Annotated in this window: 14 protein-coding genes; 11 read left to right on the top strand and 3 right to left on the bottom strand. The window is 69.1% G+C overall.

What is annotated here, in order from left to right:
- Positions 1-23: 23 nt before the first annotated feature.
- The 3 genes from lon to dnaK all read right to left on the bottom strand — a co-directional run bounded on the left by lon (position 24) and on the right by dnaK (position 4,901).
- Positions 24-2,447, bottom strand: coding sequence for an endopeptidase La (gene lon / locus NXI30_21405; protein MCR9096787.1), 2,424 nt, complete (start codon positions 2,445-2,447; stop codon positions 24-26).
- 59 nt (positions 2,448-2,506) lie between these two features.
- Positions 2,507-2,851 carry an Hsp20/alpha crystallin family protein gene (locus tag NXI30_21400; protein MCR9096786.1) on the bottom strand — a complete coding sequence of 115 codons (345 nt, stop codon included), beginning with the start codon at positions 2,849-2,851 and terminating at the stop codon, positions 2,507-2,509.
- 124 nt (positions 2,852-2,975) lie between these two features.
- Positions 2,976-4,901 (bottom strand): molecular chaperone DnaK, encoded by a 1,926-nt coding sequence (dnaK, locus tag NXI30_21395; GenBank protein MCR9096785.1) that lies wholly within the window; start codon positions 4,899-4,901, stop codon positions 2,976-2,978.
- Positions 4,902-5,538: 637 nt separating this feature from the next.
- Between dnaK and NXI30_21390 the strand changes: the two genes are divergently transcribed.
- The 11 genes from NXI30_21390 (at position 5,539) to NXI30_21340 (ending at position 18,399) form a co-directional block, all read left to right on the top strand.
- Complete coding sequence (locus NXI30_21390) at positions 5,539-6,423, top strand: PDZ domain-containing protein (protein MCR9096784.1); 885 nt, start codon at positions 5,539-5,541, stop codon at positions 6,421-6,423.
- Positions 6,424-6,428: 5 nt separating this feature from the next.
- Positions 6,429-8,939 carry a type II secretion system secretin GspD gene (gene gspD / locus NXI30_21385; protein MCR9096783.1) on the top strand — a complete coding sequence of 837 codons (2,511 nt, stop codon included), beginning with the start codon at positions 6,429-6,431 and terminating at the stop codon, positions 8,937-8,939.
- 31 nt (positions 8,940-8,970) lie between these two features.
- Positions 8,971-10,713, top strand: a complete 1,743-nt coding sequence (gene gspE / locus NXI30_21380; protein MCR9096782.1) for a type II secretion system ATPase GspE — start codon at positions 8,971-8,973, stop codon at positions 10,711-10,713.
- A gap of 37 nt (positions 10,714-10,750) precedes the next feature.
- Positions 10,751-11,995, top strand: a complete 1,245-nt coding sequence (locus NXI30_21375; GenBank protein MCR9096781.1) for a type II secretion system F family protein — start codon at positions 10,751-10,753, stop codon at positions 11,993-11,995.
- 109 nt (positions 11,996-12,104) lie between these two features.
- Entirely contained in the window at positions 12,105-12,584 is a 480-nt protein-coding gene (gspG, locus tag NXI30_21370; protein MCR9096780.1) for a type II secretion system major pseudopilin GspG, read from the top strand.
- A 3-nt stretch (positions 12,585-12,587) separates the two neighbouring features.
- Positions 12,588-13,253 (top strand): prepilin-type N-terminal cleavage/methylation domain-containing protein, encoded by a 666-nt coding sequence (locus NXI30_21365; protein ID MCR9096779.1) that lies wholly within the window; start codon positions 12,588-12,590, stop codon positions 13,251-13,253.
- A complete protein-coding gene (locus NXI30_21360; protein MCR9096778.1) occupies positions 13,250-13,873 on the top strand; it encodes a hypothetical protein in 624 nt (207 codons plus the stop codon). The genes NXI30_21365 and NXI30_21360 overlap by 4 nt, the downstream gene beginning before the upstream one ends.
- Positions 13,870-14,847: a type II secretion system GspH family protein gene (locus NXI30_21355; protein MCR9096777.1), complete on the top strand. Its 978-nt coding sequence runs from the start codon at positions 13,870-13,872 to the stop codon at positions 14,845-14,847. The genes NXI30_21360 and NXI30_21355 overlap by 4 nt, the downstream gene beginning before the upstream one ends.
- The gene (locus NXI30_21350) at positions 14,844-16,073 is read left to right on the top strand and encodes a general secretion pathway protein GspK (protein MCR9096776.1); all 1,230 of its coding nucleotides are present in this window, start codon (positions 14,844-14,846) and stop codon (positions 16,071-16,073) included. The genes NXI30_21355 and NXI30_21350 overlap by 4 nt, the downstream gene beginning before the upstream one ends.
- Positions 16,074-16,240: 167 nt before the next feature.
- The gene (pilM, locus tag NXI30_21345; GenBank protein ID MCR9096775.1) at positions 16,241-17,827 is read left to right on the top strand and encodes a pilus assembly protein PilM; all 1,587 of its coding nucleotides are present in this window, start codon (positions 16,241-16,243) and stop codon (positions 17,825-17,827) included.
- Positions 17,824-18,399: a type II secretion system protein M gene (locus NXI30_21340; GenBank protein ID MCR9096774.1), complete on the top strand. Its 576-nt coding sequence runs from the start codon at positions 17,824-17,826 to the stop codon at positions 18,397-18,399. The genes pilM and NXI30_21340 overlap by 4 nt, the downstream gene beginning before the upstream one ends.
- The last annotated feature ends 157 nt before the right edge of the window (positions 18,400-18,556 follow it).

Below are 18,556 nucleotides of genomic sequence, written 5' to 3'. Positions count from 1 at the left end.
GTCGGAGAGGGAATCTGTGAGGATCAGTGGACCGAGGGCGCAGCGCCCAGGGTGAGCGCGAGCGCCTCTTCGATCGTACCGACGAACTGCAGATCGAGCCCCTCGAGCGATCCCTCGGTGATCTCCTCCACATCCCGGCGATTTCTCTCGGGAAGCACGACCCGCTCGATTCCGGCGCGTTTCGCCGCCAGGACCTTCTCCTTGATCCCGCCGACGGGGAGGACCTTGCCACGAAGCGTGATCTCTCCGGTCATCGCGACCCGCGGCTGGAGCGGTCGCCCGGTCATCAACGATGCGAGGGAGGACACCATGCCGACGCCCGCGGAGGGACCATCCTTGGGCACCGCGCCCTGAGGCACGTGCACGTGGAGGTCGTGCGTGTCGAAGTGCTCGTCCTCGAGGGCGTAGTCTTCGGCGTGGTTCCGCAGCCAGGAGCGCGCCGCCTCCACCGACTCCCGCATGACGTCCCCAAGCGAGCCCGTGAGCTTGAGCTCGCCCTTCCCGCTCATTTCGGTCGCCTCGATGAAGAGGATGTCGCCCCCGGTCGGTGTCCAGGCGAGGCCGACGGCGACGCCGGGTAGCACGTCGTCCTCCGCGAGGTCCGGCTCCGCCTTGATCGGGCCGAGCAGCGACCCGATGTCGTCGGCGTCGATCCGGACCGGACCTTCGGTCTCGCCTTCCGCGATCCGCCGCGCGACCTTCCGGCACACCGCGCCGATCTCACGCTCGAGGTTCCGGACGCCAGCCTCTCGCGTGTAGCTCTCGATGATCTTCGTGATCGCATCGTCGGTCAGCTCGAAGCCCGCCTCGCCGACGCCGTTGCGCTCGACCTGGCGCGGAACCAGGAAGCCCTTCGCGATCTCGCGCTTCTCCTCGAGGGTGTATCCGGGGAGCTCGATCACCTCCATGCGGTCCCGCAGCGCCGGCGGCACGTTGTCGATCACGTTCGCCGTGGCGATGAAGAGGACCTGCGAGAGGTCGAAGGGGACCTCGAGATAGTGGTCGCTGAACTCGTTGTTCTGCTCGGGGTCGAGCACCTCGAGCAGCGCCGACGACGGATCGCCCCGACCGTCCGCCCCGACCTTGTCGATCTCGTCGAGGACGACCACCGGATTGTTCGTTCCGGCCTTGCGCAGCCCCTGCACGAAACGCCCCGGGAGCGCGCCGACGTAGGTCCGTCGGTGGCCGCGCACCTCGGCCTCGTCGCGCACGCCGCCGAGCGAGATCCGGACGAACTCGCGCCCGAGCGCCCGGGCGACGGACTTGCCGAGGGAGGTCTTGCCGGTGCCCGGCGGACCCGTGAAGCAGAGGATCGGGCCCTTCAGGTCGCGCTTGAGGGAGAGGACCGCGATGTACTCGATGATCCGGTCCTTGATCTTTTCGAGCCCGAAGTGGTCCGCGTCGAGGACCTCCCGCGCGCGCACCGTATCGAGCACGTCGTCCGAGGACTTGCTCCAGGGCAGCGCCACCATCCACTCGAGGTAGTTGCGGATGACCGCGTGCTCGGCCGCCGCCGAAGGCGTCTGGGCGAAGCGTTCGAGCTCCCGGGTGGCCTGTTTGTGCGCCTCCTCGGGCATGCCCGCCTCGTCGACCTCGGCCCGCAGCCGATCCACTTCTTCCTCGTCGTCCTCGCTCTCGCCGAGCTCCTTGCGGATCGCGTCGAGTTGCTGCCGGAGCATGTACTCGCGCTGGGTCCGACCCATCTCGTTCTGGACCTTCTGCTTGATCTCGGTCTCGATCTGGATCGCCTCGGTCTCCTTCGAGAGCTGATCGAGGACGAGGCGCAGGCGGATCCCGACGTGGTGGGCCTCGAGGATCTGCTGCTTGCCCGCGACGTCGAGGTCGAGGTTCGAAGCGACCAGATCCGCGAGCTTGGACGGGTCGTCGAGATTGGCCACGAGGACCTGGAGCTCGTCGGAGAGACGAGAGCTCTCGGAGACGAGCGTGCTGAACTGCTGGGCGACACTGCGGACGAGCGCCGTCATCTCGACGGACTCGTCTTCGTAGCCGGTCTCCTCGATCCGCGCGATCTCGGCGCGCAGGAAGGGATCACTCTCGGTGAAGCGCGTGAGCTCGACGCGGGCCACGCCCTGCACGAGCAGCCGGTAGGAGTCGTCCGGGAACTTCAGCATCTTGACGACGCGCAGCACCGTCCCGACCGAGTACACGTCGTCGGCGCCGGGCGGACCGCTGACGTCGCGCTTCACGGCGGTACAGACCATCAGTCGATCCGGTCGCACGAGTACGTCGTCGATCAGGCGCTGCGAGGCCGGCGTGTTCACCAGCAGCGGCGACAGCAGATAGGGGAAGAGCACCGTGTTCTTGAGCGGAAGCACGGGCAGCGCCTCCGGGAGCTCGGCCAGCTCCTCGAAGTCGTCTCCCGGTCCGGAGCCCACGGCGATCTCCATGCCGCCGAGCTGCTCTTCGAATTCTTCCTCGTCTTCCACCTTGCTCTTTCCCGGCGGGGTAGGCCCCGCCCAGGGCGGGTCGTACCCGCCCGATCGACTCAAAGCTCGTCGGTCTCGACCTCGAGCTTCCGGCTTCCCGGCGTGCGCTTCGGGATCCGGACCTCGAGGAATCCGTCCTCGAGTCGGGCGCGAACCGCATCGGCGTCGAAGCTCGCTTCGATCGTGATCTCCCGCTCGAAGGGACCGAACGAGATCTCCATCTGCTGGAGCCGGTCGATCGCCTCCGACCGCGGGGTCCGGCGCACGCCACGCAGGCGGAGCACCGAGCCCTCCACGTTCACCTTGAGGTCCTCGCCCCGAACGCCGGCCACCTCGAATCGGACGCGGACGTCCTTCGCGGTCTCGAAGACGTCCGCAGCCGGCTGCCACCGATCGCCGCGCAGGCGGTCGGGGAATTCGCCGTAGAGTTCGACGAGGGGATGCGGTCGGGTCTTCTCCGAAATCGGTCCTCTCCTCTCCTCGGCGAGCCGGGCGCGTGGCGCTCGGCACCGGCCTGGGACGACCTCGCTACTTCTCCGAAGTATCCGTGAACTCGGCGTCGATCACATCGTCGTCGGCCCCGCCACCGGCGCCGGCGTCGCCTTCCGGCGCCCCCGGGTTCGGCGGCATTCCCTCGGCCCCGGCCGCTTCGCTCGTGTAGAGCTTCTCCGCGACCTTGTGGAGCTCGGCCTCGACCCGCTGCTTGGCCGCATCGAGCTTCGCCGCGTCCCCGGACTCGAGATCCGCCTTCGCGTCGGCGAGCACGCCCTCGAGTGCCGTCTTCTCGGCCTCGTCGAGCTTGTCGCCGTTCTCCGCGACCATCTTCTCGGCCTGGTAGACCATGCTGTCGAGCTCGTTCTTCTTCTCGATCGCCTCGCGGCGCTCCTTGTCCGCCGACGCGTTCGCCTCGGCGTCCTGGACCATCCGGTCGATCTCGGAGGAGTCGAGCCCGCCCGCCCCTTCGATCCGGATCGACTGCTCCTTGCCGCTCGCCTTGTCGGTGGCCGACACGGAGAGGATGCCGTTCGCGTCGATGTCGAAGGTGACCTCGACCTGCGGCACGCCACGCGGCGCCGGCGGGATCCCGTCGAGGATGAACTGGCCGATCGAGCGGTTGTCGTTCGCCATTTCGCGCTCGCCCTGGAGGACGCGGATCTCGACCTGCGGCTGATTGTCCGCGGCGGTGGAGAAGACCTGCTGCGCCTTCGTCGGGATCGTGGTGTTGCGCTCGATGAGCTTCGTCATCACGCCGCCCAGGGTCTCGATGCCGAGCGAGAGCGGGGTGACGTCGAGGAGCAGCACGTCCTTGACGTCGCCCGCGAGGACGCCGCCCTGGATCGCCGCGCCGATTGCGACCACCTCGTCGGGGTTCACCGTCTGGTTCAGCTCCTTGCCGAAGAGCTCCTTCACCTTCTGCTGGACCAGCGGCACGCGGGTCGAGCCACCGACGAGGACGACCTCGTCGATCTCGCTCGCCGAGACGCCGGCGTCCGAGAGCGCCCGCTTGCAGGGCTCGAGGCTCCGCTCGACCAGGTCCTCGATCAGCTGTTCGAACTTCGCGCGGGTGAGCTTCAGGGTCAGGTGCTTCGGACCGGTCTGGTCCGCCGTGATGTACGGCAGGTTGATGTCCGAGGCCTGGGCCGTGGAGAGCTCGATCTTGGCCTTCTCGGCCGCTTCCCGGAGGCGCTGGATCGCCATCGGGTCGCTGCGCAGGTCGATGCCCTGGTCCTTCTTGAACTCCTCGACCAGGTAGTCGATCACGCGCTGATCCAGGTTGTCACCTCCGAGATGGGTATCCCCATTCGTCGCCTTCACCTCGACGACGTTCTCGCCCACCTCGAGGATCGAGATGTCGAAGGTGCCGCCACCGAAGTCGAAGACCGCGATCTTCTCGTCTTCCTTCTTGTCGAGGCCGTAGGCGAGCGCCGCCGCGGTCGGCTCGTTGATGATCCGCTTGACCTCGAGGCCCGCGATCTTGCCGGCATCCTTGGTGGCCTGGCGCTGGGCGTCGTTGAAGTACGCCGGGACGGTGATCACGGCGCCGGTCACGGTCGATCCGAGGTACGCCTCGGCCGCCGCCTTGAGCTTGCCGAGCACCATCGCGGAGATCTCCGGCGGCGCGAAGGACTGGTCGTCGATCTTGACGGAGACGCTTCCATCCTTGCCCTCGACGACCTCGTAGGGGACGAGGCTCGTCTCCTCCGGCACCTCGGAGAGTCGGCGCCCCATGAAGCGCTTGATCGAATAGATCGTCTTCGTCGGGTTGGTGACGGCCTGGCGCTTCGCGATCGCGCCGACGAGACGCTCGCCGTCATCCGCGAAACCGACGACGGACGGGGTCGTTCGCCCGCCCTCCTCGTTCGCGATCACGGTCGGCTGGCCGCCTTCCATCACGGCCACCACCGAGTTCGTGGTGCCCAGGTCGATGCCGATGATCTTGCCTTCGTCTGCCATGGCTTCCTGCCTTCGCCTTTCGTGGCCCTGTACCGGGAGTTGTCCGGGAAACTGTCGTGGATTCGCTCGTGCTCGCGGTGGCGGTGCGGCCGATCGCCGGCCCACCCCTGCCTATGCCTTGCGATGTCCCGGTCCTTCGGGGCGTGACGCCCCCGGGTCCCGGGACGGCGAGGAACCTCGGGCCGAGACCGCCCGTGTCAATCCGAGGCCCTGGATTTCCTCGATTCGGTGACGCACGCCACTCCCGGCGGCCGCGTTCGGGGGGATCCCCCCCTCCTCCGGGCCACCAGACGGGTCGGGAGCCCCCAGGAACTCCCCGATCCTGCCCGGGGTCCTCTCTCGGTAGCTCGCAGTGGCATACGGAAGATGCGCGCCGCGAGTGAAACATCTCCAGTAACCGCTTGAAATTCCGATGGTTTGAATGGAGACCAGGTTCGCCCACGGCTATATTGCGCCGCCTCTTGCCGAATGAGGTCGGAGGATCGACGGCGGACCCGTCTCTCGAGGCACGAGCCCGGTCCCGGCTGGGACTCGGAAGCGGCCTGGACGAAGGCCGGCGGACCCGAGACGCGTCCCATCGAAGGTGGGCGACGCCCCGGACCCCGACGCGGCACGACGAAGAGGAACGAGAAGCGGGATGGGTCCCTGGGTGATCAAGGGTGCGAACCTGCTGCTGGTGGCGGCGAGCTGCTACCTGGCGGCGGACATGGTGACCGCGGTCGGCGGCGAGGCCCTCGAGCCGCCGCCGGTCCAGGTCGAGGTCGCACGCCCGACCGACACCGCTGCGACGCCGACCGTCTCGCACGCGACGATCCTCGACCGCAACCTCTTCGGCGCGAAGCTCGCGAGCGACGTTCCCGTCGCCGACGAGATCGACGATGCCGAACCGCTGACCAAGACGAAGCTCCCCCTGAAGCTCCTCGGAACCGCCGCGTCGAACAACGACGCGCTGTCCCGTGCCTCGATCGAGAACCAACAGTCCCGCAAGAGCGTCGTCGTGGCGATCGGGGACAAGCTCGAGGGCCTGAAGCGCGTGCGCGTGAAGGGCATCGAGCGGGCGCGGATCATCCTCGACAACGCCGGCAAGCTCGAGGAGCTGGCCCTCTACGAGGACGACGGAAAGCAGCCCCGACGTAGGCCCGCCCCCCAGCGTCAGGCGCGGCGCCGCCCGACCGAGCCCCGAAAGACCCTGAACGATCGCCTCGAGAAGCTGAACGGCGAGGACGGCCAGGGCATCTCTCGCCTGCTCTCCTCCGCGCGGATCGTGCCCCACTACGCCGAGGACGGGTCGATGCTCGGAATGAAGGTCGACGCGATCAAGGACGACAGCCTCTTCCAGAAGGTCGGCCTCCAGAACGGGGACGTCATCACCGAGGTGAACGGCGTCGTCGTCGACCGCCTCGAGGCCACCAGCCGCATCATGAACGAGCTCTCTACCGCGCAGGACCTCGTCCTCGCCTACGAACGCGACGGGCAGATCCTCTCCTACGAAGGATCCCCCGAAGAGCTGATGGGGAACTAGACCACGTGCGCCCGCTCAACCCTGCACGCCCGTCCTTCCGAGATCGCCCCTGGCGGCGGATCACGGTGAAGCTCGCGCTCGCCCTGGCCGCGCTGACGTTCTCGCTCCCGTTGGCCCCCGGCACGGGGCTGGCCCAGGCGAGGGGACAGGAGAGCGCGACGGACCTCGTCTCCCTGGACTTCGCGGACGTCGAGCTGCCCGAGGTGATCGACACGATCTCCCGAATGACGGGCAAGAACTTCATCTACGACGATCGCGTGCGCGGCCGCGTCACGATCGTGTCTCCCACCGAGGTCACCCTCGACCAGGCCTTCGCGGTCTTCGAATCGGTTCTCAAGGTCAAGGGGTTCTCGCTGCTCAAGGGCCCGGGCGACACGTACAAGATCCTGCCGATCCGCGACATCAAGGAGTCCGCCCTGGACACGGTCCGAGACGGGGGACCGTCCCCGAACCGCGATCGCTTCGTGACCCGGCTGGTTCCGCTCAACTTCATCGACGCGGAAGCGATCACGAACACGATCAAGCCGCTGATCTCGAAGGACGCGTCGCTGGTCGCCTACCAGCCGACGAACACGATCATCGTCACCGACAGCGAGTCCAACATCCGCCGGCTCCTCTCGATCCTCGCCGCCCTCGACGTCGAGAGCTACCGACAGGAGCTCGCGGTCATCAAGGTCGATTACGCGGACGCGACGACCCTCGCCGAGCAGCTCTCCGAGATCTACGGCGCCGAGATCGCGAGTGCCGGCGGGCGCTCGACCGCCGCCCAGCGCCGCGCCAGCGCGCGCCGCCGGAGCTCGAACGCGAACGCCAACGCCGCCACGGGGGCGGACGGCGGCGTCGGACCGACGGTACGGATCCTGCCGGACGAGCGGACGAACTCGCTCCTCGTCCTGGCCTCCCGCCAGCAGCTCGCCGACATCCGCGGCCTCGTCCGCAAGCTCGACATCCAGGTGACGGGCACCGGCCGGATCCGCGTCTACTACCTCAAGCACGCGGACGCGGAGGAGCTCGCCGAGACCCTCAACTCCCTCGTCGGGAGCGGCGGAGGCGGGGCCAGCCGAAGCTCCCCTCTCGCCGCCGCCGCCTCGAATACCGCCGCCGCCCGAGCCACCGTGACGCCCCTCGACGACGGGATCACCGTCACCGCCGACCCCGCGACGAACGCGCTCGTCATCAAGGCGAGCAAGGAGGGCTACGAGACCCTCAAGCAGGTGATCGAACAGCTCGACGTCTCCCGACCGCAGGTGCTCGTCGAGGCGCTGATCGTCGAGGTGGACGTGACCGACAGCCTGAGCCTGGGCTTCGATGCCGCCTTCCGGATCATCAACGGCGACACCGACATCTATCTGCAGGCGGCGGGCGCCTTCGTGCCCGGCGCCAACAGCCTGGCTCAGGCGGCCCGCGTCCGATCCTTCGCGGACAACCCGGCCGACGCGTTCAATCCGGGCGGAGGCGCGGAACCGAGCAGCGACGGCTTCAGCTGGGGCGTCGGCATCGATGCGGCCGTCTCGGACAGCGACGTCAACATCGTCTCCGCGCCCCATATCCTGACCTCCGACAACGAGGAGGCCGAGATCATCATCGGTGACAACATCCCGATCGTGACCGGACGGACCGAGGCGGCGACCGGCGGCGACAACCTCTCCCAGGCCGTCAACGTCGAGCGCCAGGACGTCGGCGTGACGCTGCGCGTGACGCCCCAGATCAGCGAGGGCGACACGCTCCGTCTGAACATCTTCCAGGAGATCACCGAGGTCGCGCCGAACCCCGCCCTCGGTGACCCCGAGGAGGTCGGCGTATCGCTCTCGAACCGCAAGATCGAGAACACCGTCGTCGTGAACGACGGCGAGACCGTCGCGATCGGCGGCCTGATCGACGAGACCTTCACCGACAACGAGGGCGGCGTCCCCTTCCTCAAGGACATCCCGGCGCTCGGCTGGCTCTTCAAGACGAAGAACGAGGACCTGACCAAGACGAACCTGCTGATCTTCCTCACGCCGCACATCATCAGGAACGCCGAGGATCTCGAGCGCGAGACGATCCGCAAGCGCCTCGAGCTCGAAGAGCGCCTCGAACGGGACGAGAAGTTCGACGAGCTCGCCGCCTGGGAGCGCCCGACGACGGGCAACGATTTCGCGGTCGCCGAGCAGCTCAACGCCCACGCCTCGCGCTATCCGCTCGACCGCATGCGCGAGCTCGAGGACAAGCAGGCCGCGATCCGCGCCGAGCGGGCCCAGCGCGCCGAGCGGGAGGCCCTCGCCGCGACCCAGCGCTACGCGGTGCAGGTCGCGACCTACCTCGACGAGCGCGAAGCGACCGACGTGCTCACGGCCCTCGTCGATGCGGGCTACGACGGGACGCTCGTGACCCGCGACTCCGACGGGCAGCTCGTCTTCACGATCCAGGTCGGCCCCTTCGACGACCTCTGGGAAGCGGACCGCGCCGCCGAGACGCTCGATGCGGCCTATGGCTACGACTCGCAGGTCACGGTCCTGCGTGGAGACACGCCATGACGACCGCACCCGCCCGACGCGGAGAATCGCCATGACGACCGCACCGGTGGACACGTCGAGCCTCGAGCTGGGAGACATCCTGGTCCGCGAGACGCGGCTCACGCCGGAGCAGCTCGAGCAGGCCCGGCTGCGCCAGACCGAGAGCCACGAGCGGCTGTCGGACGTCCTCGTCGAAGAGGGCTTCCTGAACGCGGACGAGGTCCTCCACGCGCTGGGGCACCAGCAGGGGCTCGCCGTCGTCGCCGCCATCGATCCGGAGGAGGTCGACGAGGCGCTCCTCTCCGACGTCCCGATCGCCTTCGCCAAGCAGCACCGGCTGCTGCCGCTGGGCTGGGCCTCGGAAGGCGTCCTCCGCGTCGCCGTGGCCGACCCGCTCGACGTCTCGCCCCTCGACGACCTCCACCTGCTCTTCGACGGCGCCGAGATCGAAGTCGTCCTCGCGCGAGAGCCGGTGATCCTGAACGCGATCAACGTCGCCTACGACCGGGGCGTGGCATCGACGGATCAGCTCGCCGAGGAAGCCGAGGACGATCTCGACGCGCTGGCGACGGACCTCTCCCAGGCGCCCAAGGACCTGCTCGAGTCGACCGACGACGCACCGATCATCCGGCTGGTCAACTCGATGCTCCAGCACGCGGTCAAGGAGCGGGCGAGCGACATCCACATCGAGCCCTTCGAGCACGAGATCCGCGTCCGCTTCCGGATCGACGACGTGCTCTACGAGCCGATGAAGCCCCTGCCCCGCGCGCTCCAGGCCGCGATCGCCTCGCGCATCAAGATCATGGGCAACCTCGACATCGCCGAGAAGCGCTTGCCCCAGGACGGCCGCATCCGGCTGAAGATCGCCGGCCGCGACTACGACGTCCGCCTCTCGACCGTCCCCGTCGCCCACGGAGAACGCCTCGTCCTGCGCCTCCTGCCCGACACCCAGGAGCTCCTCGACCTCTCGAAGATCGGCTTCAGCGAGACCCAGCTCCAGGCCCTCGACCGGATCATCCGACGCCCGAACGGGATCTTCCTCGTGACCGGCCCGACCGGCTCCGGCAAGACGACGACGCTCCACGCGGCGCTCCATTCGATCAACGGTCCGGAGAAGAACATCATCACGATCGAGGACCCGGTCGAGATCACCCAGGACGGCGTCGGCCAGATCGAGGTCAACCCGAAGATCCACCTGACCTTCGCGACCGGCCTCCGCGCCGTCCTGCGTCAGGATCCGAACGTCGTGCTCGTGGGCGAGATCCGCGACAAGGAGACCGCGGAGATCGCGATCCAGGCGTCGCTGACCGGCCACTTCGTGCTCTCGACCCTGCATACGAACGACGCCGCGAGCGCCCTCACCCGCCTCGTCGACATGGGCGTCGAGCCCTTCCTGGTCGGCTCCTCCCTCGTCGCAGTCCTCGCCCAGCGCCTCGTGCGCGTGCTCTGCCCCGACTGCAAGGAGGCATACACGACGACCGACGACGAGCTGCGCGAGATCGGTGTGAAGCCGCCGGGTCGGCCCGTGACCCTCTATCGCGGAACGGGCTGCCCGGCCTGCAGTCACACCGGCTACCGCGGCCGGCTCGGCATCTTCGAGCTGATGGCGATCGACGACGAGATCCGGAACCTCGTGAGCCAGAACGTCGACGCGAAGACGATCAAGGCCGCCGCGACCCGCAAGGGCATGGGGACGCTCCGCGCCGACGGCGCCCGGAAGGTGCTCTCCGGCGTGACCTCGGTCGCCGAGGTCATTCGCGCGACGGAAGAGGAAGGCGCCGCGGCGCAGGTCTGACGGCGCGCCGAGGGCGGCCAAGGAGCCAGGGGAAGACGTGCCGGTCTACGCCTACAAGGGTGTCAACCAGGCGGGGCGATCGACGAAGGGGACGATCAGCGCCGAGAGCCCCCGTGCGGCCCGCGCCCAGATGCGCGGCCAGGGCGTCTTCCTGACCGAGATCGCCGAGTCGGCCGGCGGCACCGCCAAGCCCGAAGTCCAGCGCTCCGAGGGCGGCGCCTCCTTCAACGTCAACTTCCAGCTGCCGAGCCGGATCCCGCCGATGGAGCGGGCGATGGCCACGCGACAGCTCGCAACGCTGGTCGCCGCCGGCGTCCCGCTCGTCGAGGCCCTCTCGGCGCTCGTCCAGCAGACGGAGCACAAGACCCTGGCGAGCGTCCTGGCCGAGGTCCGGGACAAGGTGAACGAGGGCAGCTCGCTGGCCGATGCGCTGATCTCGACGGGCCGCTTCGACAACCTCTACGTCTCGATGGTCCGCGCGGGCGAGGCGTCCGGCGCCCTCGAGGCGGTGCTCGCCCGGATCGCCGACTACCTGGAGGACCAGGTCCGGCTGAACGGTCGCGTCCTGTCGATCCTGACCTACCCCCTCTTCATGCTGGTCTTCGCGGGCGTCGTCGTCGGCGTGATGGTCACGATGGTGCTGCCACAGATCACGGAGATGTTGATCTCCCAGGGACTCGAGCTGCCCTGGTACACCGTCGCGGTGATCAGCGGAAGCGACCTCCTGCGTGGGTACTGGTGGCTGATGATCCTGGCCGGGATCGCCTTCGGCTTCGGCTACCGCGCGGTGGGCCGAACGGAGCGCGGCCGCGAGGCCCTCGACCGTTTCTGGCTCTCGTTCCCCGTGATCGGCCGCGTGATCCGTTTTCTCGCGATCGCGCGCCTGACCCGGACGCTCGGCTCCCTGCTCGCCAGCAGCGTGAACATCGTCCAGGCCCTCAACATCGCCCGCCACGTCGCCAACAACGCGGTCTTCGAGTCCGCAACGGACGCGGCCCGGGAGAGCATCCTCGAAGGCGCCGCCCTGGCGACCCCCCTCCGTGCGAGCGGGGAGTTCCCGCCACTGGTCACGACGATGGTCGAGGTCGGCGAGCGCTCCGGCGACCTCGAGGGCATGCTGATCAAGGTCGCGGACACCTACGAGGAGCAGGTGGAGACGAGCGTGACGCGGCTCACGTCGCTGATGGAGCCGATCCTCATCCTGGTGATGGTCGGCGTCGTCGGCGTGATCATCCTCGCGGTCCTCGTGCCGATGCTCCAGATGACCGAGAACATCGGCTAGGCCACGGGCCACACGCCGTTCACCCCACCACCCCGCAGAGAACCGGAACGCTTCGGGTATCATCCAAGTCCCAGGAACCCACCCCCGACCCCCCGGCAGAGAGATTCCGATGACTCACAAGAACGACCTCGACCGCAACGACGAGCGCCCGGAAGAGAAGCGCGACCAGGGCTTCACCCTGATCGAGATCATGGCCGTCGTCGTGATCATGGGCATGCTGATGGCGACCCTCGCGGTCGGCGTCAACAACCAGCTGACCAAGGCGAGCATCGCGAACGCGCAGGGTCAGATCTCGCGAATCGACCAGGCGCTCCAGTTCTACAAGCTCGACAACAAGCGCTTCCCCAACTCCGATCGGGGGCTCGACGCGCTGGTCAACAAGCCGAGCGCCGCCCCGGTCCCGAAGAACTACGACCCCGCCGGCTACATCAAACGAGACGCGCTGCTCGACCCGTGGGACGCGCCCTTCCAGTACCGCCAGCCCGGTGAGCACAACCCCTACACCTACGACATCTGGTCCTATGGACCCGACGGCGTCGAGGGCGGGGAAGACGACATCACCAACTGGACGTCCACGTCCGACGCCTGAGCCGTGACGCCGGTCTCCCGCGCACTCCCTTCGGTCCGAGAGCGAAACCGTCGGGCCGGCTTCACCCTGATCGAGATCATCGCGGTCGTCGCGATCATCGCGATGGTCTTCGCCATCGGCGTGCCGCGCATGGGCGGGCCGGCCTTCGACCCGCTCCACAACGAGGCGGAGGAGATCGCCGATCGCCTGCGCTTCGCCCGGCAGCGCGCGGTCATGACGGGCGTTCCCCACCGTCTGCTCGTCGACCTCGAGGAAGGCGGCTACCTGATCGAGTGGTACGTGACCGAGGACCGGGCCTTCGGGCGTGGGGAAGGCGGAGACCCCGGCGGACTCGCCGGCCTCTTCCCGGGCGGCGCGGACGCACCCGACGACGACGGGCCGCTCCTCGACCTGGTGCCGCCGCGCAAGGGCGACGAGCTCGACTACTACCCGATCCCCAACGCCACGATGGGCACGTTCCGCTGGCTCGAGGACACGCTCTACTTCGTGGGCGTCGACGGCCCGACCGGCTGGGTGGAAGGCGGAGACTTCGGCATCGTGTTCCAGGCCGACGGCACGACCGAACCCCTGGCGCTCGAGATCGCGGACGCCGACGATGAACGATTGACCCTCGAGGTCGAGGCCCTGCTCGAACGGGTGCGCGTCCGCGAAGGCGGGGCCCGCTCGTGAGTTCTCCTCGCCGCGCGGCCCGTGACTCCGCGGGCTTCACGCTCCTCGAGGTCCTCGGCGCCGTGCTGATCTTCGTCGCCGCGTTCGCCGTGCTGGTCGGCACGAGCGGCGAGCTGATCCAGCGCGTCGCCTCGACGGCCGCCCGCCTCGAGGCGAGCGAGATCGCGGAACGCGAGCTCGCCCAGCTCGAAGCGGCCCTCGCGAGCCAGCAGAAGCCGCCGGAGGATCGCGAGGAACAGCTCGAGGACTATCGGATCCGACTCTGGTCGGAGCCTGCCGTCGACGATCTCGGAGGGAGCGGAAGCGGCCCGAGCGACGACGAGGCCTCCCTCGCCGCCCTCACGGGGGGCGGCATGATCGGACCGATGATCGCTCTGCACGCGCCCGGCCTCGATGCCTTCATCCTTCGCTACGAGATCCGCGTCGAATGGGGAGACCGAGAGCCTCCGTTCTCCGAAGGCCGAACGACCTATGCGTTCGACTGGGAGGGTGCCCGTCAGGCGCTGCCCGACCTCTTCGGTTCGGCGGGGCTCGGGGACGGCACGAACCTCGACGACCCCGAGGCGGCCGCGGACGGGGACGTGCAGAGGATGCTCGAGCAGATCCAGGGGGCGGAATGAACCGGCCGGCCGCTGGCTTCACGCTGATCGAGGTCATGGGCGCGTTTCTCGTGACCATCGTCGTGATGCTCTTCGTGATCGGGACGTTTCGCGAGAGTGGCCGCCAGCAGGAGGTCGCGCTCGAGAAGATGCGGGTCGAGACGACGGCGTCCGCAGCCCTCGACCTTCTGGCCCAGGACCTCGAGGGCGCGCTCTACCTGACCCGCGCGGAGTCGCGCGACGCGCGCGATCACCCCTGGCTCTTCCTCGCCGAGGACGTCGGCGAGCTCGGCGCACGGACCCTCCGTTTCCAGACCCAGAACGTGGCCCGCGGCAACCTCGGCGAGCACGCGTCGACCTGGGTCGACGTCGTCTACTTCCTGACCGAGGAGGAAGCCGATCCCGACAGCCCGGACGTCGCCTCGGGACCGAGCTACACGCTGTGGCGTTGGCGCTCCCTGCGCCCGCCCACCGACGCCGCACGCCGCCTGCCGAACGCCGACGACGCGCGTTCGGCACGAGTGGCTCAGGGCCTCGCGGATTTCGGAGCGACCTTCGCCGACCTCGAGGGCAACGCGCTCGACGACTGGGACTCGAGCCTCGGCACCGGCGAGGCACCCCTCCCCGTCGCGACGGAGATAAGACTCTCCCTCTACGAGCAGGCCCGACACGGCCAGGACGACGGCTCCGGCGCCAACCTCGTCCCCGGTCGCGTGCGCGCCCGGTCGGTCGCGTTGCCGATGAACCAGCCGATCGACATCGCCGCCCTCGTCGCCACGGAAATCGACGACGCGGAAGCCGACTGCGCCACGATCTCGGACTGCGCGGACATCGACGACGAGTGGTTCGTCGACCTGGTCGAAGCCGACTGCGATGGCGACGCGGATCTCTGCGACCTGCTGAACGCATCGACGACGACCTGCTGGAGCGAGATCGAGGAAGGCTGGGCCTCGGTGGCCGCCTCGGCCCCGTCGGCATGCGAGGACCTGCCGTGAGCCGGCGAACCGATCGCCGTGGGCGCGAGCGAGGGATCGTGCTGATCCTCGTCCTCGTGGTGATCGCCGCGATGATCATCGCGGTCACGGCGTTCCAACGGCGCGCGATGATCGACACGACGGTCTCGGCGAACCGCCTCGACGCCGCCGAGGCGGACGCCCTCGCCCGGGGCGGCCTGCGCCTCGCGGAGGTGCTCCTCGTCGTGGTTCGGGCCAAGCAGGCCACCGACGGGGGCGACGCACGGAATCCGCTCGGCGGAGGCGGAGCGGAAGGCGGCGAGGCGGGCGCGAGCCTGGCCGCCGGGGGCGCCGACGCGTTGTGGCAGGGGATCGGCAACGTGCCGATCGATCTCGGCGAGGCCCGCAGTCTCCGCATCGAGATCGAGGACGAGGGCGCGAAGCTCAATCTGAACGCGCTGGTCCCGGCGAAGGCCCAACCCGCGGCGGACAGCGCCGCGCTCGATTCGAGCGAGACGGACGACGACGCGGACGAGCGGGCGCGCGAGGCGGAGGAGCTGGTCGAGAACGGGGAAGAGGACGGCGCGAGCGAGGAGGCCGTCGAGTACCTGACGGAGGTCCTCCAGTACGTGATCGACGGCATGCCCCAGGACGCGAGTACCCGCGCCTACGATTCGAAGGCGATCGCCGAGAACATCCTCGACTTCATCGACGGCGACACGACGGCGATCAACGGCCGGAGCGAGGACGAGTACTACCGCCGCCAGGACCCGCCCTATCGCGCCTGGAACCGGCCGCTGGTCTCCGTCGACCAGCTGGCCCTGGTCGAGGAAGTGGATCCCCCGCTCGTCGCGGAGCTGCGCAACTACGTCACGGTCCACCCGATCGGCGGCAAGCAGGGAATCAACCTGAACCGCGCGGAGCCCTGGGTCCTCAAGCTCGTCTACGCCGGGACCAGCGGCAATCGGCGCCTGATCGACGATCGACTGGTGGAGGATCTCTTCGACCTGCGCGAGAAGAACAAGCTCGCCTGCGATTCGGCGGGGGGCGATCCGAGATGCGTCGCGTTGGGCGAGATCGGCAGCGGCGACCTCGCCAACGGCGAGCTGTACCCCCCGGTGCAGCTGCCGGCGAAGCCGGCCGTCTTCAGGGTCACCGCCAGCGCCACGGTTCGCGGAATCCAGCGCCGGTTCGAAGCCATCTACGACACGCGACCGGGTTCGGGGCCCCAGCTGCTATCCTGGCGGCGCCTGCGGGGAAACGACTAGGCCGGCCGTCGCGTCGGGCGTGCCGGATGCGCCGTTGCCAGCGGGCTTCCGAACCGCTGCCGGTCCCCGGTGACGTAAAAGACGGGAGAAGGTCACAGGCCCGGCCCCGTATCGGACGATTCAGAAAGAGCCGGCGAAGGGCGCCGGCGCCGCAAGGGGGGAGATCGATGGCCGCGCTATTCGAGCGCAGCGTGCTCGGCCTGGACGTGGGGAGCCACGGGATCAAGGCCGTCGAGCTCAAGGTCTCACCGCGGACGATCGCCCCCGGCCAGTACCGGGTCCATCCCCGCGTCGACGCCGAAGCGCCCCTCGGCGATCACCTCCAGCGCTTCCTCGGCATGCACCACCTGCCGACCGAGCAGGTCGCCACCGCCCTGCCCACGCGCCAGCTCTCCACTCGTCGCCTCGAGTTCCCCTTCTCCGACGCGCGGCGCCTGGAGCAGGCGATCCCCTTCGAGATCGAGGCCGAGACCCCCTTCGACCTGGACGACATCATCGTCGACTGGAATCTGCTCGCCGGCGACCGCCAGCACGGCGTCGTCGCCGCCACCCTCGCGCGCAAGGAGCACGTCGGCGTCGCCGTCCAGACCCTCGAAGACGCGGGCTGCCCTCCGCAGGTCCTGGAGGCCGAAGGCCTGGTCCTCGCGAACCTGGCGCCGGTCTTCGCCCTGACCGGCACGCATCTGATCGCCGACATCGGGCACGAGAAGACCACGTTCTGCGCGGTGATCGACGGCCGCCCGGCGCTCGCGCGGAGCATCCCGGTGGCGGGCAAGGCGATGACCGAGGCGCTCGCCAGCGAGCTCGGGCTCGACTTCGACGCCGCCGAGCAGCGCAAGCTCGAGCACGGCGCCCTCGGTCAGAAGGGGGGCGCGACCTCCCCCGGCGTCGTCGCGATCCTCGACCGCATCGCCCGCGAGGCGGTTCGAACCCTCGAAGCCGCCGAGGCCCGCCACGGCGAGGGGCCCGTCGCCCGTGAAGCCACGCTGACTCTGGTCGGCGGCAGCGCGCGCCTCGAGGGAATCGACGCCCTGCTCTCGCGAAGGACCGGACTCGACTGCCACCCGCTGCGGATGCCGGCGGATGCTCCGCACGCGGATCTCGCCGATGGCGTCGACCCGGTCCTCTTCGGGCCCGCCCTCGCCCTCGCCCTGCGCCTCTCGGGCGAAGCGGTCACGCGGATGAACTTCCGCCGCGGCGAGTTCGCCTATCGCCAGGATCTCCGCGACGTCTTCGGTCGCGAGCTCCGTCCGACCGCCATCCTCGCTGCGATTCTGGTCGGACTGCTCTTCGTGAGCACGCTCTCCGGCATCGTGATCCAGAACCAGCGCGCCGGCCGCAACCGCGAGGCCGCCGCCCGGCTCTACAGCGAAGCCTTCCCCGACCGCACGACCCCCCCGGCGAATCCCGCGGCCGCGCTTCGCGGCGAGCTCGCCGCCGCCCAGGAGCGCGCCGAGTTCCTCGGGCTCTTCTCGGGAAACCGCTCGGCGCTGAACCTGCTCGCCGAGCTCTCCTCGGCGATCCCCGAGGACCTCGAAGTCCGGATCACCGAGGTCAGCATCGATCGCAACGTGATCCGCCTCGACGTCGACGCCCAGGGCTACGAAGCGGCCGACCGCCTGACGAGCGTGCTCTCGGACACGAGCCCCTTCGAGGGCGCCGAGGTCGCCGGCTCCGTGCGCCAGGATCGCAAGACCGGCGGGGTGAGCTTCAACGTGAACATCCCCCTCGCGACGCCGGGAGGCGAGGCATGAAGGATCTCTTCGGCCGCCTCCTCGTCGTCTGGGACGGATTGATGCCGCGGGAGCGGATCCTCGTCGCCATCGCCGGCGGCGCCCTCGCCGTGCTCCTGCTCTTCGTCGGCATCCTGCTGCCGATCCAGTCGGCGAGCGATCGCGCGTCCGCCGCAGCGGACGAGGCTTCCCGCGACCTCGACATGATGGTGCGCATGAAGCGGGAGTGGGACGGCCTGCACGGGCGCCTCGACCTCGTCGAGCAGCGCATCCAGCAGACGCGCAACCAACAGAATCTGCTGACGCTCCTCGAATCCCTCGCCGCCCGGGCGGGGGTCAAGCCGACCTCGATGGAGAAGCGACAGTCGGGCGAGAGCGACGACTACGAAGAGACGAAGGTCGAGGTCAGCCTCAAGAACGTCACGCTCCGCCAGGCCGTCTCCTACCTCTCGAGCATCGAGACGAACGAGCAGCCGCTCTCGGTCAAGAGCCTGCGCGTGAAGCGCCGGCCGGGACGCGCGCGCGGGGACCAGCCCGCCCAGGACCTGATCGACGTCACGTTCTCGGTCTCGACCTTCAAACCTCTGGGCTAGTTCGTCGCCTGCGGGCGCTCGGCTCGTTTGTCGCCTGCGGGCGCTCGGCTCGTTTGTCGCCTGCGGGCGCTCGGCGACGGGGCCTCGCGATCGGTCGGCTTCGCCGAATTCGTCGCGGCGGGTCGGGGACGCGCGGCGGCGGCGGATCCCCGGTAGA

The sequence above is a fragment of the bacterium genome (assembly GCA_024742285.1).
In the GTDB taxonomy this organism is placed as follows: Bacteria; Myxococcota_A; UBA9160; order UBA9160; family UBA4427; genus UBA4427.
Note: the sequence above shows the minus strand (reverse complement) of the source record. Positions and strands in the feature narration are given on the sequence as shown.